We start from the raw sequence: 16,199 nt of genomic DNA on the forward strand, positions 1-16,199 counted from the left end.
TTTTGTATGATGGGGTGGTGAACCGCAAACGTCCCTGAAAAGTTGCTGCTTAGATTGAAATCAAAAAAGCCTTCCATTGACGTTTAAACGTCGATTGGAAGGCTTTTTTGATGGATGTAATTAACTAGCTTTCAAGAGCAACTTTGCCCAGACTGGTAAAGGTATCGGCCTTCGTGATGGTGGTACCAGTCATCGTGTAGTGACCGGCATTATCGTAAGCATAAATATGGACATTGTAGTCGCCAAGTTCAGTGTTGTGATCACTGTATGGAATATAACAGCTGGCCACATTGCCGTCAACAGTTCCTTCATGCCAGATTAAATCATCCTGTCCGTTGTTTTCGGTCCAGACTGGAAAGTAAACCGATCCGATTCCGCTAAGGTCATCTGAAACCAGCGCAGTGACCTTGATTCCTTCATCCTGATAGTCAGTAACCAGTACATCTGACAAGGATGGGGGGGTTACGTCTGATGCGGCATCAATATAATCACCGATGTAGATATAACCCTGAAAGCCGCCGACCGAGGTGGCATCTTCAGCTCCAATTGTATAGGTGTAATTTTGAAAGTAGATGCCACTATAGGTGGATTCTGAGAGCGTAACCGTATCACCATTGATCGCCTCAACGATTGCCACATGTCCATCTGAACTGCCACCCCAACAGATTACAGCGCCAAGTTTTGGTGTGGAACCTGAGGGATAATAACCAGTGTTTTGATTATAAGCCCACCAGGAATTTGCATTGCCCATTGCTAAATTTGGCGTGGTTCCTAAAATTTCGTACGCTCGGCCAAAGGCATAGGCGGTACAGTTAGGTAGTCCATATCCACCTTGGGAATATGGATTGCTGGCAAAGAAATAGGTGTTATCAGCACCTGGTGCAGTAGTTCTGGCTGTGAATAAGCTGGGCAGAGCTGTCGAGGTTTCAGTTGTTTCCACAGCCTGAGCGATTTCTGTTAAATCGAGCTCGGCTTCTTCAGCCATTACAGTTCCTGGTAATAGGCCCAGGCATAATGCCAAGGCAAGACTTACGCAAGTATTTTTTATTGAGTTTTTTTTCATTTGACCTCCAATGTCAAAACATGATGGTGTCACGGTGTTGTGTGTGACTGAAATGCATCATTGATAGTTGCAAATTATTTACAAATTGGCAAAGCGTATAATACATGATGGTTTGATATTTAGCAAGGGTCTGATAAAAACCATTTAAGAAATCTTTGGAGTCAGCTCAGATAAATAAAAGTAAGACGAGAATAAATGGCTTTAAATACAGGGATTTTCATGACAATGAGCAGTTCGAAGTAAATTGACATTGAAATTAACTGCAAATACGATTAATTTTAATTTAAGTTAAAATGAAATAGCTTCCTAAAAAGTAAAATTAAGGTCTGAGAATGAGTCGTGATTGCGTTTTCTTTTTTATGCAAATGCCATTTTTTTCCGGGCCAACAGAAATAAAAAACGATAGTTTTCAGAAAAGTTGCCGCTTAGATAGCCTAAAATGGGGTGAAGAAGCATCTCCGGCAATAAAGTAAAACAAATGGGTTGACTACGTTTAGAAGCCCAAAAGTAAGTAGATGTGAATATGAAATTTACATAGCGCCTTTTGATTCAATAAAAATTTCTTGATAATGCGAATTCAGCAGCTTAATTCAATAGAAACAGCATATCACGTATCTGCCTATTTAGAAAATTCTGGTCAGCTCTGATAAAAGATTCAAAATAACAGGGAGGGAGAGTTTTAATTCGAAACCGAGATAAGGTCTTCCCGCGGGATTAAATAAAGTGTATAATAGTTAAGTTATAGATGGAACATTAAAGATTCACATATAAGCCTAAATAGTTGCAAAATGGAAGGATATGAATGGAAAAATTAACATCACCACGGGTCATCGAAGCACTGTTAAAAAAGTATGATCTTCACTTCAATAAACGATTTGGACAGAATTTTTTAATTGATGAGAATATTGTTCAAAAAATTGTTAAAGCCGGAGACGTGAGCGAAAGGGACTTGGTGCTGGAAATCGGACCGGGGATTGGCACCATGACGCAGGCTCTCAGTGATCATGCTGGCAAGGTTATTTCAGTAGAAATCGATAAAAAACTGATACCGGTTCTTCATGAAACCCTGAATGACTGTGACAATGTTGAGATTGTCCAGGGTGACATCTTAAAAACCAACGTCCGGGAGATTCTGGGAGATCAACTTGTCACAATGCCGCTTAAGATTGTGGCAAACTTACCCTATTATATTACTACCCCCATCATTATGGGGTTTCTGGAATCGGATCTGCCGATTGAAAGCATGACTTTCTTAATTCAAAAAGAGGTGGGCGAGCGTCTATGTGGCGTTCCAGGGACCAAAGCTTACGGATCACTGAGTATCGTGGCACAATTTTATGCGGATATTTCGATTGATTTCGAAGTGCCAGCGCATGTATTTATTCCCAAGCCTAAGGTTGACTCGATTGTAGTCACCCTAAAAAAACTGACGGTGCCCAAAATAGCACTGGAAAACAAGGAATTGTTTTTGTCAGTTGTGAAAGCCAGTTTTCTAAATCGACGAAAAACGCTGATCAATGGGCTGACCATGAACACCCCATTTGATAAAGCGGTTTTAATGGAGGTTCTGGAGGTGTGTAATATTGCACCGGGAATCCGCGGAGAAACCCTCACCGGATCAGATTTTGGCCGAATCGCCAATGAATTGAACAGCCGGATCAGCCAATCAGTTGAATCCGAAGCAATGAACGAATAAGGTTTTTAAGGAGAAAAAAATGATTGAATTAAAGGACGTAACCCTTAAATATTCAAGCACGAAAGGTATTTTCAACTTAAATTTTAGCGTTGAAAAAGGCCAGGTTTTCGGATACGTTGGACCAAACGATGCCGGGAAAACGACCACCATTCGGATGCTGATGGGACTGATCAGGGCTGGACGTGGTAGCGCCACCATCGATGGATTAAATTGCTTTTCCAGAGCATCTGCGATTCAAAAAAATACCGGATATGTGCCCGAAGATGTCGCTCTTTTTGAAAACATGCGGGTCAAAGAGTATTTGAACTTCGTTACTCAAATGCGGGGGATTTTTGGTCAGAAGAATACCAGACTCAGAGATATGCTGATTGAACGCTTTGAGGTTGAAACCCGGGGAAAAATCGAAAATATGTCAAGTGGCATGAAAAAAAGACTGACCATTGTCACAGCTTTGATGCATGATCCCCAAACGCTGGTATTGGACGAACCCACCAGTGGATTGGATCCCCTGATGCAGTCCCGGTTTCTCGATCTTATTTTGGAGGAGAAACGGCGGGGTAAAACGGTACTGTTATCAACGCATAAGTTTGAGGAAGTGGAAAGAACCTGTGATCGTGTCGGGGTGCTAAGAGAAGGCCGTCTCGTGGAAAATATGGATATTGTCAGTCTTCGAGCCGAAGAAACCAAGGCCTATCTGGTTAAATTTGCGGCTCCCCCGAATCTGGAACAGATAAAAAAATATGGTTTCGGCTATCAGCAGTTTTCGCAGAGCGATTATGAGATCTTCTCACCGGGTGATCGGATTGATGTGCTGATGAAAGTTTTATCCCATGAAAAAGTATTAGTGTTTAATTCGAAAAATCAATCGTTGGAAGAAATTTTCCAACAGCATTATAAAAAAGAAATAAAACAGACGGAATTTAAAAATGAAGAAAACAACACCCAGGAAAACGAAGGTAAAATAAAAAGAAGCGAAAGAAAGCCGAAATTAATGCCTAAAAAAACGGAGAAGAATAGAACCCTGCCGGATCCGGAAGAAACAGTAAGAGAGGTGAAAAAAGCATGAGTATTCCATTGTTTTTGAAGAATATTAAAAATAATACCTTGCTGTTGCTGGTTTTTGCAGCGTTGATGTCTATTTATTTAGCGGTTATTATCTATATCTATGATCCTAATGGGATTGGCGCAATGGTCGATATGATGTCGATCCTGCCGACCAAACTGGTTAATGCCCTGGGCTTTGGCACCATTGACAGCGGACTGACCGGATTTATTGCCAGCTTGTTTTACGGTTTTCTGATTTATCTGTTTCCGATGGTATATTGCATCATTCTGGCCAATCGTCTGGTGGCCAAGTGGGTCTATGAAGGCTCATTTACCAGCCTGCTGTGCACCCCCAATAGTCGTATAAAAATCATTGTAACCCAGGGAATTTATCTGCTGGCGTCGATTGGGGTTTTGTTTACGATTCTCTTTTTGGTTGGGTACGGCATGAGTGAACATTTTTTTCCGGGAATGCTGGATGTTAAAGTGTTTTTAAAACTGAATTTAGGGGCTTGCCTGATGACAATGACCATCGGGATGTTTTGCTTTTTCTTTTCCTGTTTGTTCAACAGTACCAAGCCAGCACTATTTTTTGGAGCCCTGATTCCAGTCGGCTTCTTTATCTTGAATACCCTCAGCAAGTTATCTGAACGAACTGCTTTTTTAGGAAAGTTTTCGCTGTATAATGCCTTTGATGGTTTGGCCATTGTCACAGGGCAGAGCAGTATCAGTTTAATCAGTGGTGGTTTTGCAGTCTTTATTGGATTATTGTTTGCGGCGGCGGTTGGGGTATTCAGTCTGAAACGGTTGCCAGTTTAAACGCTCATCATCGTGATGCACATCGGATTTTGCGTTATTGGACTAAATCGTAATATTTTAACGTTAAAAAAGCCAGAATGGTCTTGGGTTAGATCCCAAGATAATTCTGGCTTTTTGATTATTCGATGGTATTTCGTAGGACTCCGATTTTTTCAATTTCCGCTTCAATCTGATCCCCGTGTTTTAGGAATTGTGGCGGATCCAGGGCAAAGCCTACCCCGGCAGGGGTTCCGGTGAGAATAATATCGCCTGGTAATAGGGTCATCCCCTGAGATAGATCACTGATAATGGATGGAATGTCAAAAATCATCCGACCAGTTTTAGAGTGTTGCCGAACTTCACCGTTGACTCGACAGGTGATATCCAGATCAAAGGGAATTCTTAAATCGTTTTTGTGCAGAATCCGAGGACCAGGGACAAAAAGTGTCAAGAGATTTACCCTTGTACCATTGAGAATGCTTTTTTGGAGATCCCGGGCGGTTATATCGTTGGCAATGGTGTAGCCAAAAATATAATCTTCAGCGTCTTCTTTGGGAATATCGGCACCTTCTTTGCCAATCACAATGGCCAGCTCCACTTCATAGTCGATCTGCTTGGTGGCCTTGGCATGGGAAAGAATTACCGTATCTGGTCCAGTAACTGAGGTGGGCAGTTTGGAAAAATAGATCGGATTTTCTGGGACGTCGCCCATGGTGGGGATATTCTTGATTTCCTTGGCGTGATCCGCATAGTTTTTCCCCAGACAGAAAATATTTCTTGGGGGTTTGGGAATCGGCGCCAACAGCTTGACCAGATCCAGATTGATACCCAGGTTCTGATGTTCAGCCATGACTTGTTTGATGTCGGCCAGCAATTCATCGGTTGCCAGAGGAATAAAATCGATCAGACGTTCGGGAAATTTGAGACCCATTAGTTTACCGATGGTTGTAATTGGTAAAACCCTGGTTTCATCGGCGGTCAAAATGCCACCTTCGCTAAATGCGTTATATTGATAAGTTACGAAATACATAAAAATCCCTCCCTTTAAATAATATAAGTATTGAAAATTACAAAACTGATCTTAATACTGGTGTCATTTTTGCAATTATTTATGTTAACATCATACCATTATCTGCTTCGAAATTCCAGTCAAATCATTCAGCATGATCCTGTCGATCTTTAAGCTCAAATATTATCTTAAGATAACGGTTTCTTTTAATCAAAGTCCATTGACAATTAGGTCTAATTAAATTATGATTATCATAATTAAGTATGCGAGCTTTAGTAAGCGAGGCATAAAGGTGCAAAAGGAACGATACATTTAATGAGGGAAGATGCCTGTTAGAAAGTATGCCGCTATTTTATAAAGCGGCTTGTTTTTTGCCCATAATTGTGTTTATGATAGGAGGAACATTATGTTAAAAGGAAGACATTTAATCGAGCCTGGAGACTTTCAACTAAATGAAATTGAATCGATTATGCAGCTGGCTGATAATATTATTGCAGACCCCGAGGGTTATTCTTTGGTTTGCAAGGGAAAATTATTGGCCAGCCTTTTTTATGAGCCTTCCACACGGACACGGTTCAGTTTTGAAGCTGCCATGCTTCGTTTAGGGGGAGAAATCATCGGGTTTGATGATCCCAATAACTCCTCGGTGTCCAAGGGGGAAAGCCTGGGTGATACGATCCGGACCATCGAGTGCTATTCGGATATCGCTGTGATCCGGCATCCCCGAGAGGGAACCGCCCGGCTGGTTTCCAAATTTGCCAACGAAATGCCGATTATCAATGCCGGGGACGGCGGTCATGAGCACCCCACCCAGACTCTGACCGATTTGCTGACGATCAGGAAGTTCAAGGGTGGCTGTGATAACCATGTGGTGGGCGTATGCGGCGATTTACTTTTTGGTCGAACCATCCATTCGCTGGTTAAAACTCTGAGCCGTTATCAGGGCATCCGGTTTGTATTTATATCGCCCACTGAGCTAAAAATGCCAGCCCATATTCTTAATCAACTGGATCCGCAAACCTATAAGGAAACGACCAGTCTGGATGAGGTCATTGGTGAATTGGATATTCTTTATATGTCCCGGGTTCAACGGGAGCGGTTTGTCAGTGAGGAAGAGTATCTGCGATTGAAAAACTATTATATTCTGGATAAAAAGAAAATGAAGGGCGCCAAACCGGATATGATTGTCATGCATCCTTTGCCGCGGGTTAATGAAATCGCCACCGAGGTGGACGAGGATCCCCGGGCAGTTTATTTTGCCCAGGCTAAATATGGGATGTATGTTCGGATGGCTCTGATTGCCAAACTTCTGGGAGTGGAGGATAAAAAATGATCAACGTATCGAAATTGAAAAAGGGTATCATCATCGACCACATTGAAGCGGGACATGGTTTTGAAATTTACAAGGAACTCCATCTCAATGATATTGACGATGTGGTGGTGTTACTTAAGAACATTCCCAGTAAAAAAATGAAACAGAAAGATTTAATTAAAATTGAAACCGATTTGCAGATTGATATGACCGTTCTGGGTCTGATTGATCCCAATGTGACCATTAACTTTGTCAAGAATGGTGAGTTGTACAAAAAAATAAGCTTGACCCTACCAACAGTTGTTAATGGCATTATGACCTGCAAAAATCCCCGTTGTATTACCCAATATGAGGATGTGAAGGATATTAAATTCTTTTTGGTCAATGAAGAGAAAAAACAATACCGCTGTGAGTACTGCGACGCCTACACCACTTTTATTGACGAAGAATAACAAAGGAGGAACGATGAAAACCTTAATCAAGAACGTTGAAATGGTAGATGCCGAGGGAAGCCGGTTTGGCAAGGTATTAATTGAAGACGGAAAAATAAAAAAAGTCTATAAAGAAAAAGGGAATGTCAAGTCTGAATATGATCAGGAAATCGATGGTCAGGGTTATTTGTTGATGCCAGGATTTATTGATATGCACTGTCATTTGCGGGATCCGGGCTTTGAATATAAAGAAACCATGGAAACTGGGATGCAGGCGGCACTTAAAGGCGGCTTTACGACTTTGGTGGCGATGGCCAATACTAATCCGTTGATGGACGAGGCGGCGCTTGTCAAAGCGAATCTGGATAAAGCCGAGGCGCTAAAGCTCTGTAACCTGATCCAGGTCGCGGCACTGACTAAAGAGTTTAATGATTCGAATCTAGTCGAGGTTCAATCCTTGGGTACCGCTGACCAATGTCTTTTCCAACGACGGGGTTTCAATTGTGAATCCAGACATTATGGTAGCAGGGCTAAAGGCTTCAACCGCACATGATTTTATTCTTTTAACCCATTGCCAGCCAGAAACTGAACTGGTGCAGCGCGATGTAGACCTACTGGAAGAAATCGGCGGTCATCTGCATATCTGCCATATCAGCAAAAAAGATACTCTGGATCTGATTGTGGAAGCTAAAGCAAAGGGCCTTGATATCACCTGCGAAGTAACTCCCCATCACATCTTTGCCTCGGCGATGGACTACAAGGTCAATCCGCCGTTCCGGACTTATCCCGACCGCCGCGCCTTAATCGAAGGGATTAAAGCTGGCATCATTGATATGTGTGGCACCGATCATGCCCCCCATTCTGAAGCTGACAAACAAAAAGGGGCTCCGGGAATCAATAACTTCGAAATGGCTTTTGCCATGTATTATACGGTTTTTGAACAGAACGGCATCAGCCTGGAAAAGCTCAGCGAGATGCTTAGCGACGCTCCGGCTAAACGCCTGGGCATAAAGGCGGGACTCATCAAAGAACGATATCCGGCGGATCTGGTTCTGGTGGATCCAAACTGGGAAGGGAAAATCAATCCCAAAGAATTCGTTTCAAAAAGTAAAAACAATCCCTTTGGCGGCGAGACCCTAAAAGGAAAAGTAATGATGACCATGGTGAAGGGAGAAATTAAATATGATAATAATGGACCGGCTCTATAATGAAGCTGTAAAAAAAGGACCGATTTGCGTAGGTCTGGATACAACCTTGAAATTTTTACCAAAATACCTGCTTGATAAGGACTGGTCTGATGGTGAGAAAATAACCGAATTCAATAAAAAAATTATCGATGCCACCGAGGATCTGGCAGCTGCCTACAAGGTGCAAATTGCCTGCTATGAGTCACTGGGACTGGACGGCATGAAAGCCTATAGCGAAACGGTTAAATATGCCCGGAGTAAAGGCATTGTCGTGATTGGTGATGTCAAGCGGGGCGACATTTCGTCCACTGGCGACCAGTATGCCAAGGGTCATTTCACAGGTGATTTCGAAGTCGATATCATGACCGTTAACGCTTATATGGGTGAAGATGCGGTATCACCTTACTATCAATATATTAAAGAAAACAACAAGGGTATTTTTATCCTGCAACGCACATCCAACCCGTCAGCGGTGGATCTCCAGAATCTGGAGGTTGGGGCTGACACCATTTACGAAATTATGGGCGATAAAATCGAAGGCTGGGGCAGTGCTTTCCGGGGTGAAAATGGCTTTTCGGCTATCGGATCGGTAGTCGGACTGACCCGTCCGGATGAATTCGAAGCGATTCGGGCCCGTTGCCCCCATACCTTCTTTTTAGTGCCAGGTTACGGTGCCCAGGGCGGAACTGGCGAAGATATCGCAAATATTCTCAAAAAATCCCGGTGTGCGGTGGTTAACTCATCCCGGGGACTGATCACCGGTCATCAAAAGGCTGGCTGTGAAGATGAGGGCTTTGCTGAGCATATCCGAAAGGCCACTCTGGCAATGCAGGAGGATATTCTTAAATGGCTGTAATCCTAAGTAATTCTCTTGTGTCAGCAGGGATTTTTAAAATGACTGTGGCGTTTACCGGCGACGTTAAGCCAGGTCAATTCTTTATGCTGCGTGCCTGGGACAAAGACCCGCTACTGTCCCGACCGATCAGTGTTCACAATTACGAAGCCGGTCAACTCACCTTTTTATACCAGGTGGTGGGAAAAGGGACCGAAATTTTAGCGCGACTGCAGGTTGATGATGAGGTGACCATCCAGGGTCCCTACGGCAATGGTTTTCCGGAAATCACCGGTGACCTCTGCGTGGTTGGCGGCGGTATCGGAACAGCGCCGCTTTATTATTTGCTGCGACACTATCGTGACCAGAACCCCACCGGTAAGTGTCGGGTCTATTTGGGTTTTCGGGATATCGCCTACGGTGTTGAGGCTTTTGCCGCCCTAGCCGATGAAGTGGTGCTTGATGTCGGGGGCATTATCACTGACAAACTTTCGGTTATACCCAGCGAAACGGTGGTAACCTGCGGGCCGGAAATTATGATGGCCGCGGTGGCTAGTGCCGTACCGACTGAAAATACCGTCTACGTTTCGCTGGAAGCCCATATGGCCTGCGGGATTGGTGCTTGTCTGGGTTGTACCTGCGAAACCCGTTCCGGTAATAAAAAAGTCTGTAAAGATGGCCCGGTGTTTCTTCGGGAGGAGGTCTTTAATGTCTAATTATCTGGAAACAAAATTTAATGACATCCGCTTTAAAAACCCGGTGATTCCGGCTTCCGGAACCTTTGGTTTTGGCCGGGAGTATGAAGCCTTTTATGATCTGGCTAAACTGGGCGGCCTCTGCTCCAAGGGGCTGACCTTAGAACCAAAATCGGGAAATACTGGGATGCGACTCTGGGAAACACCGGCTGGGTTGATGAACAGCATCGGTCTGGAAAATCCGGGAATCGATGCCTTTATCGAAAATGAATGGCCCCATCTAAAAGCAATTGATACGGTAACGATTGTTAACGTCGGTGGCAAAGATGAAGAATCATATCTCACCGCCATTGAAAAACTCAACGCCATTGATGCCCAGCTGATTGAGCTCAACATTTCCTGTCCCAATGTTAAAGCGGGGGGCATGGCCTATGGGATCAAAGCTGAAACCGCCGGGGAGATCACCAGAAAAGTGGTGGAAATCTCCCGTCATCCGATTATGGTCAAATTGTCGCCCAATGGTGAAGCAGTCGCCGATATTGCCCGGGCCTGCGAGGATGCAGGGGCCCAGGGCATTTCACTGATCAATACGCTTCAAGGAATGGCCATTGATTACAGAAAAAAAGCGGTTGTTTTTGACAACCTCTATGCTGGCCTTTCCGGTCCGGCGGTAAAACCGATTGCTCTGCGGATGACCCATCAGGTATGTCAGGCGGTAAAAATACCGGTGATGGCCATGGGTGGCATCAGTGACTGGAAAGATGCCCTGGAATTTATTATGGCTGGGGCTACCTGTATTCAAATCGGTACCATCAACTTCAATAACCCGCTGGCGCCGCTTGAGATCATCGCTGGCTTGGAAGCCTATTGCATTAACGAAGGACTGACCAATATCTGCGAAGTCAGGGGAATTATTTAATTTAAAATATAGAAATGAGGAATAATATGAGTCAGGAAGTATTAGAAGTATTAAAAGAAACCGATGCTTTTTTGGAAGGACATTTTTTACTATCATCCGGTAAACACAGCGATCAGTATGTTCAATGCGCCAAAGTGCTGCGTTTTCCTGATGCTGCCGCCAAGGTTCTGGCACCGGTAGTTGAACAGTTAAAAACGCTGAAAATTGACAAGGTGGTCGGCCCGGCCATGGGCGGCGTCATCGTTTCCTACGAAATCGGCCGACAATTGGGCAAAGAATCTATTTTTACCGAACGTAAAGACGGCCTGATGGAACTGCGCCGCGGCTTTGAAATCAAACCCGGCGAACGGGTCATTATCACCGAAGATGTCGTCACTACCGGAAAATCCACCATTGAAACAAAAAAAGTGCTCGAAGAGCTGGGCGCTGTCGTCCTCGGCGTGGCCTGTATCGCTGACCGCCGGGCAGCCGGGGTTGAAATCAACATGCCCATCTATTCATCCATCAAACTGGAAATCACCGCCTGGGACCCCGACGACTGTCCCGTCTGCAAAGCCGGTCAAGTCGCCCTGGTTAAACCCGGTTCCAGAGGGAATGCCTAGCATTTGAAAAAATGCTTTGAAATATATTAATTTAGGTACCGATATCTTTATTCGAAGTAAGTGTGAAATAAACAGACGTAGTACCGACAATTGTTACATCATGTTGTGTGCATCAAGGCGGACACGGCGTAGCCTGTCCGAGCTTGCAGCATACAACAGATTAACAATTGGTCGGTACGGAACTTAGATGAAAAACTGAGGTACCGTATAGTTAGTTTACAATTAAAAACAGGAGGAAAACAAGATGAAAAACAAAAAGATTATCGCGTTAATCAGTAATGATTTTGAGGATCTTGAATTATGGTACCCCGTGCTGCGCCTGCGGGAAGAAGGGGTTACCGTTCATGTTGTAGGGGAGATTGCTAACAAAAAGTACATCGGTAAATACGGTGTACCCTGTGTCTCCGACCTGGCCTATACTGACATCAATCCTGACGATTATGACGGGATTCTGGTTCCCGGCGGTTGGGCGCCCGATGCGATCCGTCGTTTCCCGGTGGTGCTGGAGATGATCCGCAACCTCGACAAACGAAAACGGGTCATTGGCCAAATCTGCCATGCCGGTTGGGTCCTGATTTCTGCTGGCATCCTCAAAGGCAAAAACGTCACCAGTACCCCTGGTATCAAAGATGACATGACCAACGCCGGGGCCATCTGGCATGATACACCTTCGATTATCGACGGCCATATTGTTTCCAGTCGTCGGCCCCCGGATCTGCCAGAATATATGATTGATTATATTAAAGTTCTGAAAGCTCAGGATTGATCAGACCTGTAAAATAAGAATAACCGACATTTGTCCATCACTTAGTAAGATAGGCTACAGCGGACAGATGTCGGTATTTTTTGTAAAAAAATGACCGCAGTGAACATAAACTGCGGTCATTGATTAAAGATAAGGCCCCATGGCTTCAATATCCTCATGCCAGACTGCTATCCGGTTTCTCCCGGTTTCTTTGGCCTGATAAAGGGCTTCATCAGCACGGTGCAACAGGCTGTCAAAGGAGTTCTCATCCATTGGATTAGAAGAAACAACCCCGACTGATATAGTAACCATATCATTAACAGGAGAGGACTCATGAGGAATGTTCAAATTCAGAATTGCGTTGCGCAGCGATTCGGCAACGTTTTGAGCTCCGTGAGTATTGGTGTTGGGGAGCAAACAGGCGAATTCTTCGCCACCCCAGCGGGCAGCCAGATCTTTAGGACGCTTAAGTGTAACCGATAGAGCGCTAGCCACCTTTCTAAGACAAGCATCCCCTTCCAAATGACCATAGGTATCGTTATAAAACTTAAAATGATCAATGTCAAGCAAAAGCACAGATAAAATGGTGCCCGTTCGCTTGGCTTTTTTAATTTCCAGGGTCATGGTATCATCGAAACGTCGGCGGTTGGCGATCTGGGTCAATTGATCAACATCCGTATTGATTTTTAGGGTGTCCTGATAGTATTTTACAGCCAGATGGTTTTTGATCTTGGCTTTAATAATCGGGATGCTGAAGGGTTTAGTAATATAATCGATGGCACCCAGAGTTAAGCCGAACTCGATATCTCTGGCAGCTGTGAGAGAGGTAAGAAAGATCACCGGTATATCTTTAGTTTTTGTACCCCTGCTAAGTCGTCGGCAGATTTCATAGCCATCAATTTCAGGCATAATAATATCCAACAGGATAAGATCTGGGGGATCATTGGAATTACAAATAGACAGGGCTTCTTTACCACTGTGAGATATCAGCACATCGTAATCTTCAATCAGTGCACTTTCCATTATTTTGGTGTTAAGGGGTGAGTCATCAACCACTAGGATTTTCTGACGAATCGGACAAAGGTCTTCCAGATCGTTTTGAAGCTGGTGCTTATTGAGCTGTCCACGAAGTTCTTTCAGGCCAGCTGCAGAGAGTTTTGTGTGGGTGATGTCGGTTCCCGCCACATAGGCGTAGTTATCATGGCAATTAAATTCCCAGTCGACGTATCGGTAGTTGCCGTCTTTGGATCGGAAACGATTCGAAAAGGTGAGTCGATGGTTAGTGTGTAACAATTCTGAAAAAACAAAGGTGGTAGCGTCCCGGTCATCGGGATGCGCATAATCAATAATGTTGGTATCGAGTAATTCTGCCGCACTGTAACCAAAGGTTTTTTCCCAGGTATAATTGACTTTTTCAATACGTCCATCCGTGTGGAGGATGCATAAAAGGCCAAGATTCAGGGAAAAAATGCGGTTGAGAATTTGTTGCGAGGTATTGGTGGCGAAAAATTCTTCCATGGGTAATGATTCCAATCGATAAGTAAATTTGTTTAATTATAACATGCATTACTCAAAGGTGGATAAAAAAATTAATAATTATCTGTTTCTCGATCATCAAGATCAATTATCGGTTCCATGCTTTCAAATTCCGTCTTTTCAAAAGCGGGGTAGCTTGAGCCAAGGCGGGAATCAGTGTTAATGGGAGTGGTAGAAAGCTGCTTCAGTTTAAAAGCTTCCATCATTTCTTTAAGCATTTCGGCCTGGCTGGACAGTTCCTGACTGGCGGCTGCGCTTTCTTCGGCGGTGGCAGAATTTGCCTGAACGACCTGCGAAACCTGATCAAGTCCCATGGTAATCTGGGCGATTTCTGAGGCCTGGTCATTGGAGGCCCGGGCAATATTGGCAACCAGATCGGAGACCTTTTCAATTTGATTGAGAATTTCCTTTAATCCCTCAGCGGTCTCATCCGCAATTTTTGTTCCAGCTTCCACTTTGCTTATGGAGCCTTCAATCAGGAAGGTCGTTTCTTTGGCGGCTTCGGCGCTTCGGGCTACCAGGGTGCGAACTTCCTCGGCGACGACGGCAAAACCTTTACCGTGCTGACCAGCCCGGGCAGCTTCAACCGCGGCATTTAAAGCCAGTATATTCGTCTGGAAGGCGATGTCATCAATAACCTTGATGACTTTTGAAATATTGTGGGATGAGGCATTGATGTCGGACATGGAGGTGACCATTTTTTGTATCTGTTCATTGCCGATCTGGGCATTACTTCGCACCTCAATGGCCCGGTCATTGGCTTCATTGGCATTAACGGCATTCTGTTTTGTTTCAGCCGCCACTTCTTCGATGGAAGAACTGAGCTCCTCAATGGAACTGGCCTGTTCAGTGGTACCATGGGATAACTGCTGACCGCCGTCAGAGATATGTCGGGAACCAGAATCCACCTGATCGGCAGCTTCGATAATTTCCCGCATCACGGTGCTGAGATGGCTGGTAATATCGTTGATAGCGTATTTAATAGCAATAAAATCACCGAGATAGTGATTCGTGATTTCCTGAGTCAGATCACCCTGGCCAATTTTTTCCAGGGTGGCAGTGATTTCATCAACATATTGTTTGAGGAAGTCAATGGTACGGTTCATGTCATCTTTGATTTTTCCGTGTTGTCCTTTGAAATCGCCAGCCATGGTAACCTTTAGATTTCCCTGGGCTAATTGGTTTAAGGTTGTTGAAGCAGCACGAATCGGGTCGATTACCGCATCAAGCGTATTATTGAAACCTTCAATGACCCGGGCGTATTCGCCAGGGAATTTAGAAGCGTCACCCCGATGATCAAGATCTCCTTCAACGGCAATTTGCGTCATCGACTGAGTTTCGTCAACGAGTAATACAATATTCTCAATCATTCCAATCAGACTGGGAATTAACTGATCGTTATCACTGCGTTTGCCGGTGGATTTCAGGTCAGCCAGATCACTCATATCACCGTTTGCGATCCGATTGACGATATCCATGATGTGAATCATTTTGTTATTGATGCGGTTGATGGAGTGAGAAATTTCGCTAAATATACCGCAACAGCTTTCATCAATAGTTTGTGAGAAGTCATTGACACTCATGCGGGCCAGAACCCGATTACCATCTTCCAGCGCCCCGAGACCATCGATACAGGAATTGATATTGTTCTTGATGGTATTGAAATCACCGTGATAGGTATCAGTAATCTGCGGGGGAATTTCACCATGGCCAATGCGTTGGATATAATCGGCAGCCACATTGAGGGGTAGGATAACGGCATTCAGCGTTTCATTGACACCTTGTACGATTTCTTTAAATCCACCCTGAAAGTTCTCGGCATTTCCCCGGGTTTCCAGACGCCCCTCGATGGCCGCTGCCGAGAGAAAATTAGCCTCGGCAATCAGGTGACGAATGTTCTCAATGGTCTGTTTGAGAGCCGGTGTGATTTCATCCCGATCCCCCTGAGATTGAATTTCGGCAGAAAGATCACCAGCCGCTATTTGGTTCAGGGTTTTGATCAAAACAAATTGGAGGTTGTCAGCGAAGTTATCAAGGGCAACAGCCATTTCACCAATCTCATTGCTTTCTTTCATATTCAACCGGGTACCCAGATAACCCTGGTTCATTTCCTGAATCATCTGATTGACGTTTGTGATGGGCTTGGTAATTGATAGTGAAATTCGATAGAGGATCAATGCCAGAATTACGAAAATCAGTAAGCCAACACCGGCAATCAACAGGATATTGTTGGTAACCGCAGCATAAACATTTTCCATAGAGTAGCCAATGTCAATTGCGCCAACCAGTTCGCCATTAATTGTCAGCGGATAGAGCACATCATAAACGGT

At 44.4% G+C, this 16,199-nt stretch carries 16 protein-coding genes; 12 read left to right on the top strand and 4 right to left on the bottom strand.

Going from position 1 to position 16,199, the window contains the following annotated elements; all coding sequences use genetic code 11:
• Positions 1-124 precede the first annotated feature (124 nt).
• Positions 125-1,063 (bottom strand): CHAP domain-containing protein, encoded by a 939-nt coding sequence (locus CHL1_RS07025; protein ID WP_250935614.1) that lies wholly within the window; start codon positions 1,061-1,063, stop codon positions 125-127.
• Between the two features lie 802 nt (positions 1,064-1,865).
• Here CHL1_RS07025 and rsmA point away from each other — a divergent pair.
• Genes rsmA through CHL1_RS07040 form a run of 3 tightly spaced genes read left to right on the top strand, consistent with a single transcriptional unit; the run spans position 1,866 to position 4,622 of the window.
• A complete protein-coding gene (gene rsmA / locus CHL1_RS07030) occupies positions 1,866-2,759 on the top strand; it encodes a 16S rRNA (adenine(1518)-N(6)/adenine(1519)-N(6))-dimethyltransferase RsmA (RefSeq protein ID WP_070372107.1) in 894 nt (297 codons plus the stop codon).
• Positions 2,760-2,778: 19 nt separating this feature from the next.
• On the top strand, positions 2,779-3,825 hold the full coding sequence (locus CHL1_RS07035; protein ID WP_070372106.1) for an ABC transporter ATP-binding protein: 1,047 nt from the start codon (positions 2,779-2,781) through the stop codon (positions 3,823-3,825).
• Complete coding sequence (locus CHL1_RS07040; protein WP_070372105.1) at positions 3,822-4,622, top strand: hypothetical protein; 801 nt, start codon at positions 3,822-3,824, stop codon at positions 4,620-4,622. Before CHL1_RS07035 ends, CHL1_RS07040 begins: the two co-directional genes overlap by 4 nt.
• Before the next feature lie 118 nt (positions 4,623-4,740).
• On the opposite strand, the gene CHL1_RS07045 is transcribed toward CHL1_RS07040, so the two are convergent.
• Entirely contained in the window at positions 4,741-5,631 is an 891-nt protein-coding gene (locus tag CHL1_RS07045; RefSeq protein ID WP_250935616.1) for a fumarylacetoacetate hydrolase family protein, read from the bottom strand.
• A gap of 385 nt (positions 5,632-6,016) precedes the next feature.
• On the opposite strand from CHL1_RS07045, the gene pyrB reads away from it, so the two are divergent.
• The 9 genes from pyrB to CHL1_RS07090 all read left to right on the top strand — a co-directional run bounded on the left by pyrB (position 6,017) and on the right by CHL1_RS07090 (position 12,354).
• Positions 6,017-6,943, top strand: a complete 927-nt coding sequence (gene pyrB, locus CHL1_RS07050) for an aspartate carbamoyltransferase (RefSeq protein WP_070372103.1) — start codon at positions 6,017-6,019, stop codon at positions 6,941-6,943.
• Positions 6,940-7,374 carry an aspartate carbamoyltransferase regulatory subunit gene (locus CHL1_RS07055; RefSeq protein WP_070372102.1) on the top strand — a complete coding sequence of 145 codons (435 nt, stop codon included), beginning with the start codon at positions 6,940-6,942 and terminating at the stop codon, positions 7,372-7,374. The genes pyrB and CHL1_RS07055 overlap by 4 nt, the downstream gene beginning before the upstream one ends.
• Before the next feature lie 13 nt (positions 7,375-7,387).
• The gene (locus tag CHL1_RS07060; RefSeq protein WP_250935618.1) at positions 7,388-7,906 is read left to right on the top strand and encodes an amidohydrolase family protein; all 519 of its coding nucleotides are present in this window, start codon (positions 7,388-7,390) and stop codon (positions 7,904-7,906) included.
• Positions 7,857-8,561 carry an amidohydrolase family protein gene (locus CHL1_RS07065; protein WP_250935619.1) on the top strand — a complete coding sequence of 235 codons (705 nt, stop codon included), beginning with the start codon at positions 7,857-7,859 and terminating at the stop codon, positions 8,559-8,561. Before CHL1_RS07060 ends, CHL1_RS07065 begins: the two co-directional genes overlap by 50 nt.
• Positions 8,536-9,396: an orotidine-5'-phosphate decarboxylase gene (gene pyrF / locus CHL1_RS07070; protein WP_084633717.1), complete on the top strand. Its 861-nt coding sequence runs from the start codon at positions 8,536-8,538 to the stop codon at positions 9,394-9,396. Before CHL1_RS07065 ends, pyrF begins: the two co-directional genes overlap by 26 nt.
• The gene (locus tag CHL1_RS07075) at positions 9,387-10,088 is read left to right on the top strand and encodes a dihydroorotate dehydrogenase electron transfer subunit (protein WP_250935621.1); all 702 of its coding nucleotides are present in this window, start codon (positions 9,387-9,389) and stop codon (positions 10,086-10,088) included. The genes pyrF and CHL1_RS07075 overlap by 10 nt, the downstream gene beginning before the upstream one ends.
• Complete coding sequence (locus tag CHL1_RS07080; RefSeq protein ID WP_148637821.1) at positions 10,081-10,986, top strand: dihydroorotate dehydrogenase; 906 nt, start codon at positions 10,081-10,083, stop codon at positions 10,984-10,986. The genes CHL1_RS07075 and CHL1_RS07080 overlap by 8 nt, the downstream gene beginning before the upstream one ends.
• A gap of 26 nt (positions 10,987-11,012) precedes the next feature.
• Positions 11,013-11,588 carry an orotate phosphoribosyltransferase gene (gene pyrE, locus CHL1_RS07085; RefSeq protein WP_148637822.1) on the top strand — a complete coding sequence of 192 codons (576 nt, stop codon included), beginning with the start codon at positions 11,013-11,015 and terminating at the stop codon, positions 11,586-11,588.
• A gap of 244 nt (positions 11,589-11,832) precedes the next feature.
• Entirely contained in the window at positions 11,833-12,354 is a 522-nt protein-coding gene (locus CHL1_RS07090) for a type 1 glutamine amidotransferase domain-containing protein (RefSeq protein ID WP_070372097.1), read from the top strand.
• 123 nt (positions 12,355-12,477) lie between these two features.
• Here the strand turns inward: CHL1_RS07090 and CHL1_RS07095 are convergent, their stop codons facing one another.
• Complete coding sequence (locus CHL1_RS07095; RefSeq protein ID WP_148637823.1) at positions 12,478-13,851, bottom strand: diguanylate cyclase domain-containing protein; 1,374 nt, start codon at positions 13,849-13,851, stop codon at positions 12,478-12,480.
• Positions 13,852-13,922: 71 nt separating this feature from the next.
• Positions 13,923-16,187 carry a methyl-accepting chemotaxis protein gene (locus CHL1_RS07100; RefSeq protein WP_250935623.1) on the bottom strand — a complete coding sequence of 755 codons (2,265 nt, stop codon included), beginning with the start codon at positions 16,185-16,187 and terminating at the stop codon, positions 13,923-13,925.
• Positions 16,188-16,199 lie beyond the last annotated feature (12 nt).

This window comes from Acetobacterium wieringae (genome assembly GCF_023700225.1).
Classification (GTDB): Bacteria; Bacillota; Clostridia; order Eubacteriales; family Eubacteriaceae; genus Acetobacterium; species Acetobacterium wieringae.

Coding starts and splice junctions, on each gene's coding strand:
- pyrB (WP_070372103.1), top strand. CDS start 6,017: ATGTTAAAAGGAAGACATTTAATCGAGCCTGGAGACTTTCAACTAAAT.
- CHL1_RS07040 (WP_070372105.1), top strand. CDS start 3,822: ATGAGTATTCCATTGTTTTTGAAGAATATTAAAAATAATACCTTGCTG.
- pyrF (WP_084633717.1), top strand. CDS start 8,536: ATGATAATAATGGACCGGCTCTATAATGAAGCTGTAAAAAAAGGACCG.
- CHL1_RS07055 (WP_070372102.1), top strand. CDS start 6,940: ATGATCAACGTATCGAAATTGAAAAAGGGTATCATCATCGACCACATT.
- CHL1_RS07045 (WP_250935616.1), bottom strand. CDS start 5,631: ATGTATTTCGTAACTTATCAATATAACGCATTTAGCGAAGGTGGCATT.
- CHL1_RS07075 (WP_250935621.1), top strand. CDS start 9,387: ATGGCTGTAATCCTAAGTAATTCTCTTGTGTCAGCAGGGATTTTTAAA.
- rsmA (WP_070372107.1), top strand. CDS start 1,866: ATGGAAAAATTAACATCACCACGGGTCATCGAAGCACTGTTAAAAAAG.
- CHL1_RS07060 (WP_250935618.1), top strand. CDS start 7,388: ATGAAAACCTTAATCAAGAACGTTGAAATGGTAGATGCCGAGGGAAGC.
- CHL1_RS07090 (WP_070372097.1), top strand. CDS start 11,833: ATGAAAAACAAAAAGATTATCGCGTTAATCAGTAATGATTTTGAGGAT.
- CHL1_RS07080 (WP_148637821.1), top strand. CDS start 10,081: ATGTCTAATTATCTGGAAACAAAATTTAATGACATCCGCTTTAAAAAC.
- CHL1_RS07095 (WP_148637823.1), bottom strand. CDS start 13,851: ATGGAAGAATTTTTCGCCACCAATACCTCGCAACAAATTCTCAACCGC.
- CHL1_RS07035 (WP_070372106.1), top strand. CDS start 2,779: ATGATTGAATTAAAGGACGTAACCCTTAAATATTCAAGCACGAAAGGT.
- pyrE (WP_148637822.1), top strand. CDS start 11,013: ATGAGTCAGGAAGTATTAGAAGTATTAAAAGAAACCGATGCTTTTTTG.
- CHL1_RS07025 (WP_250935614.1), bottom strand. CDS start 1,063: ATGAAAAAAAACTCAATAAAAAATACTTGCGTAAGTCTTGCCTTGGCA.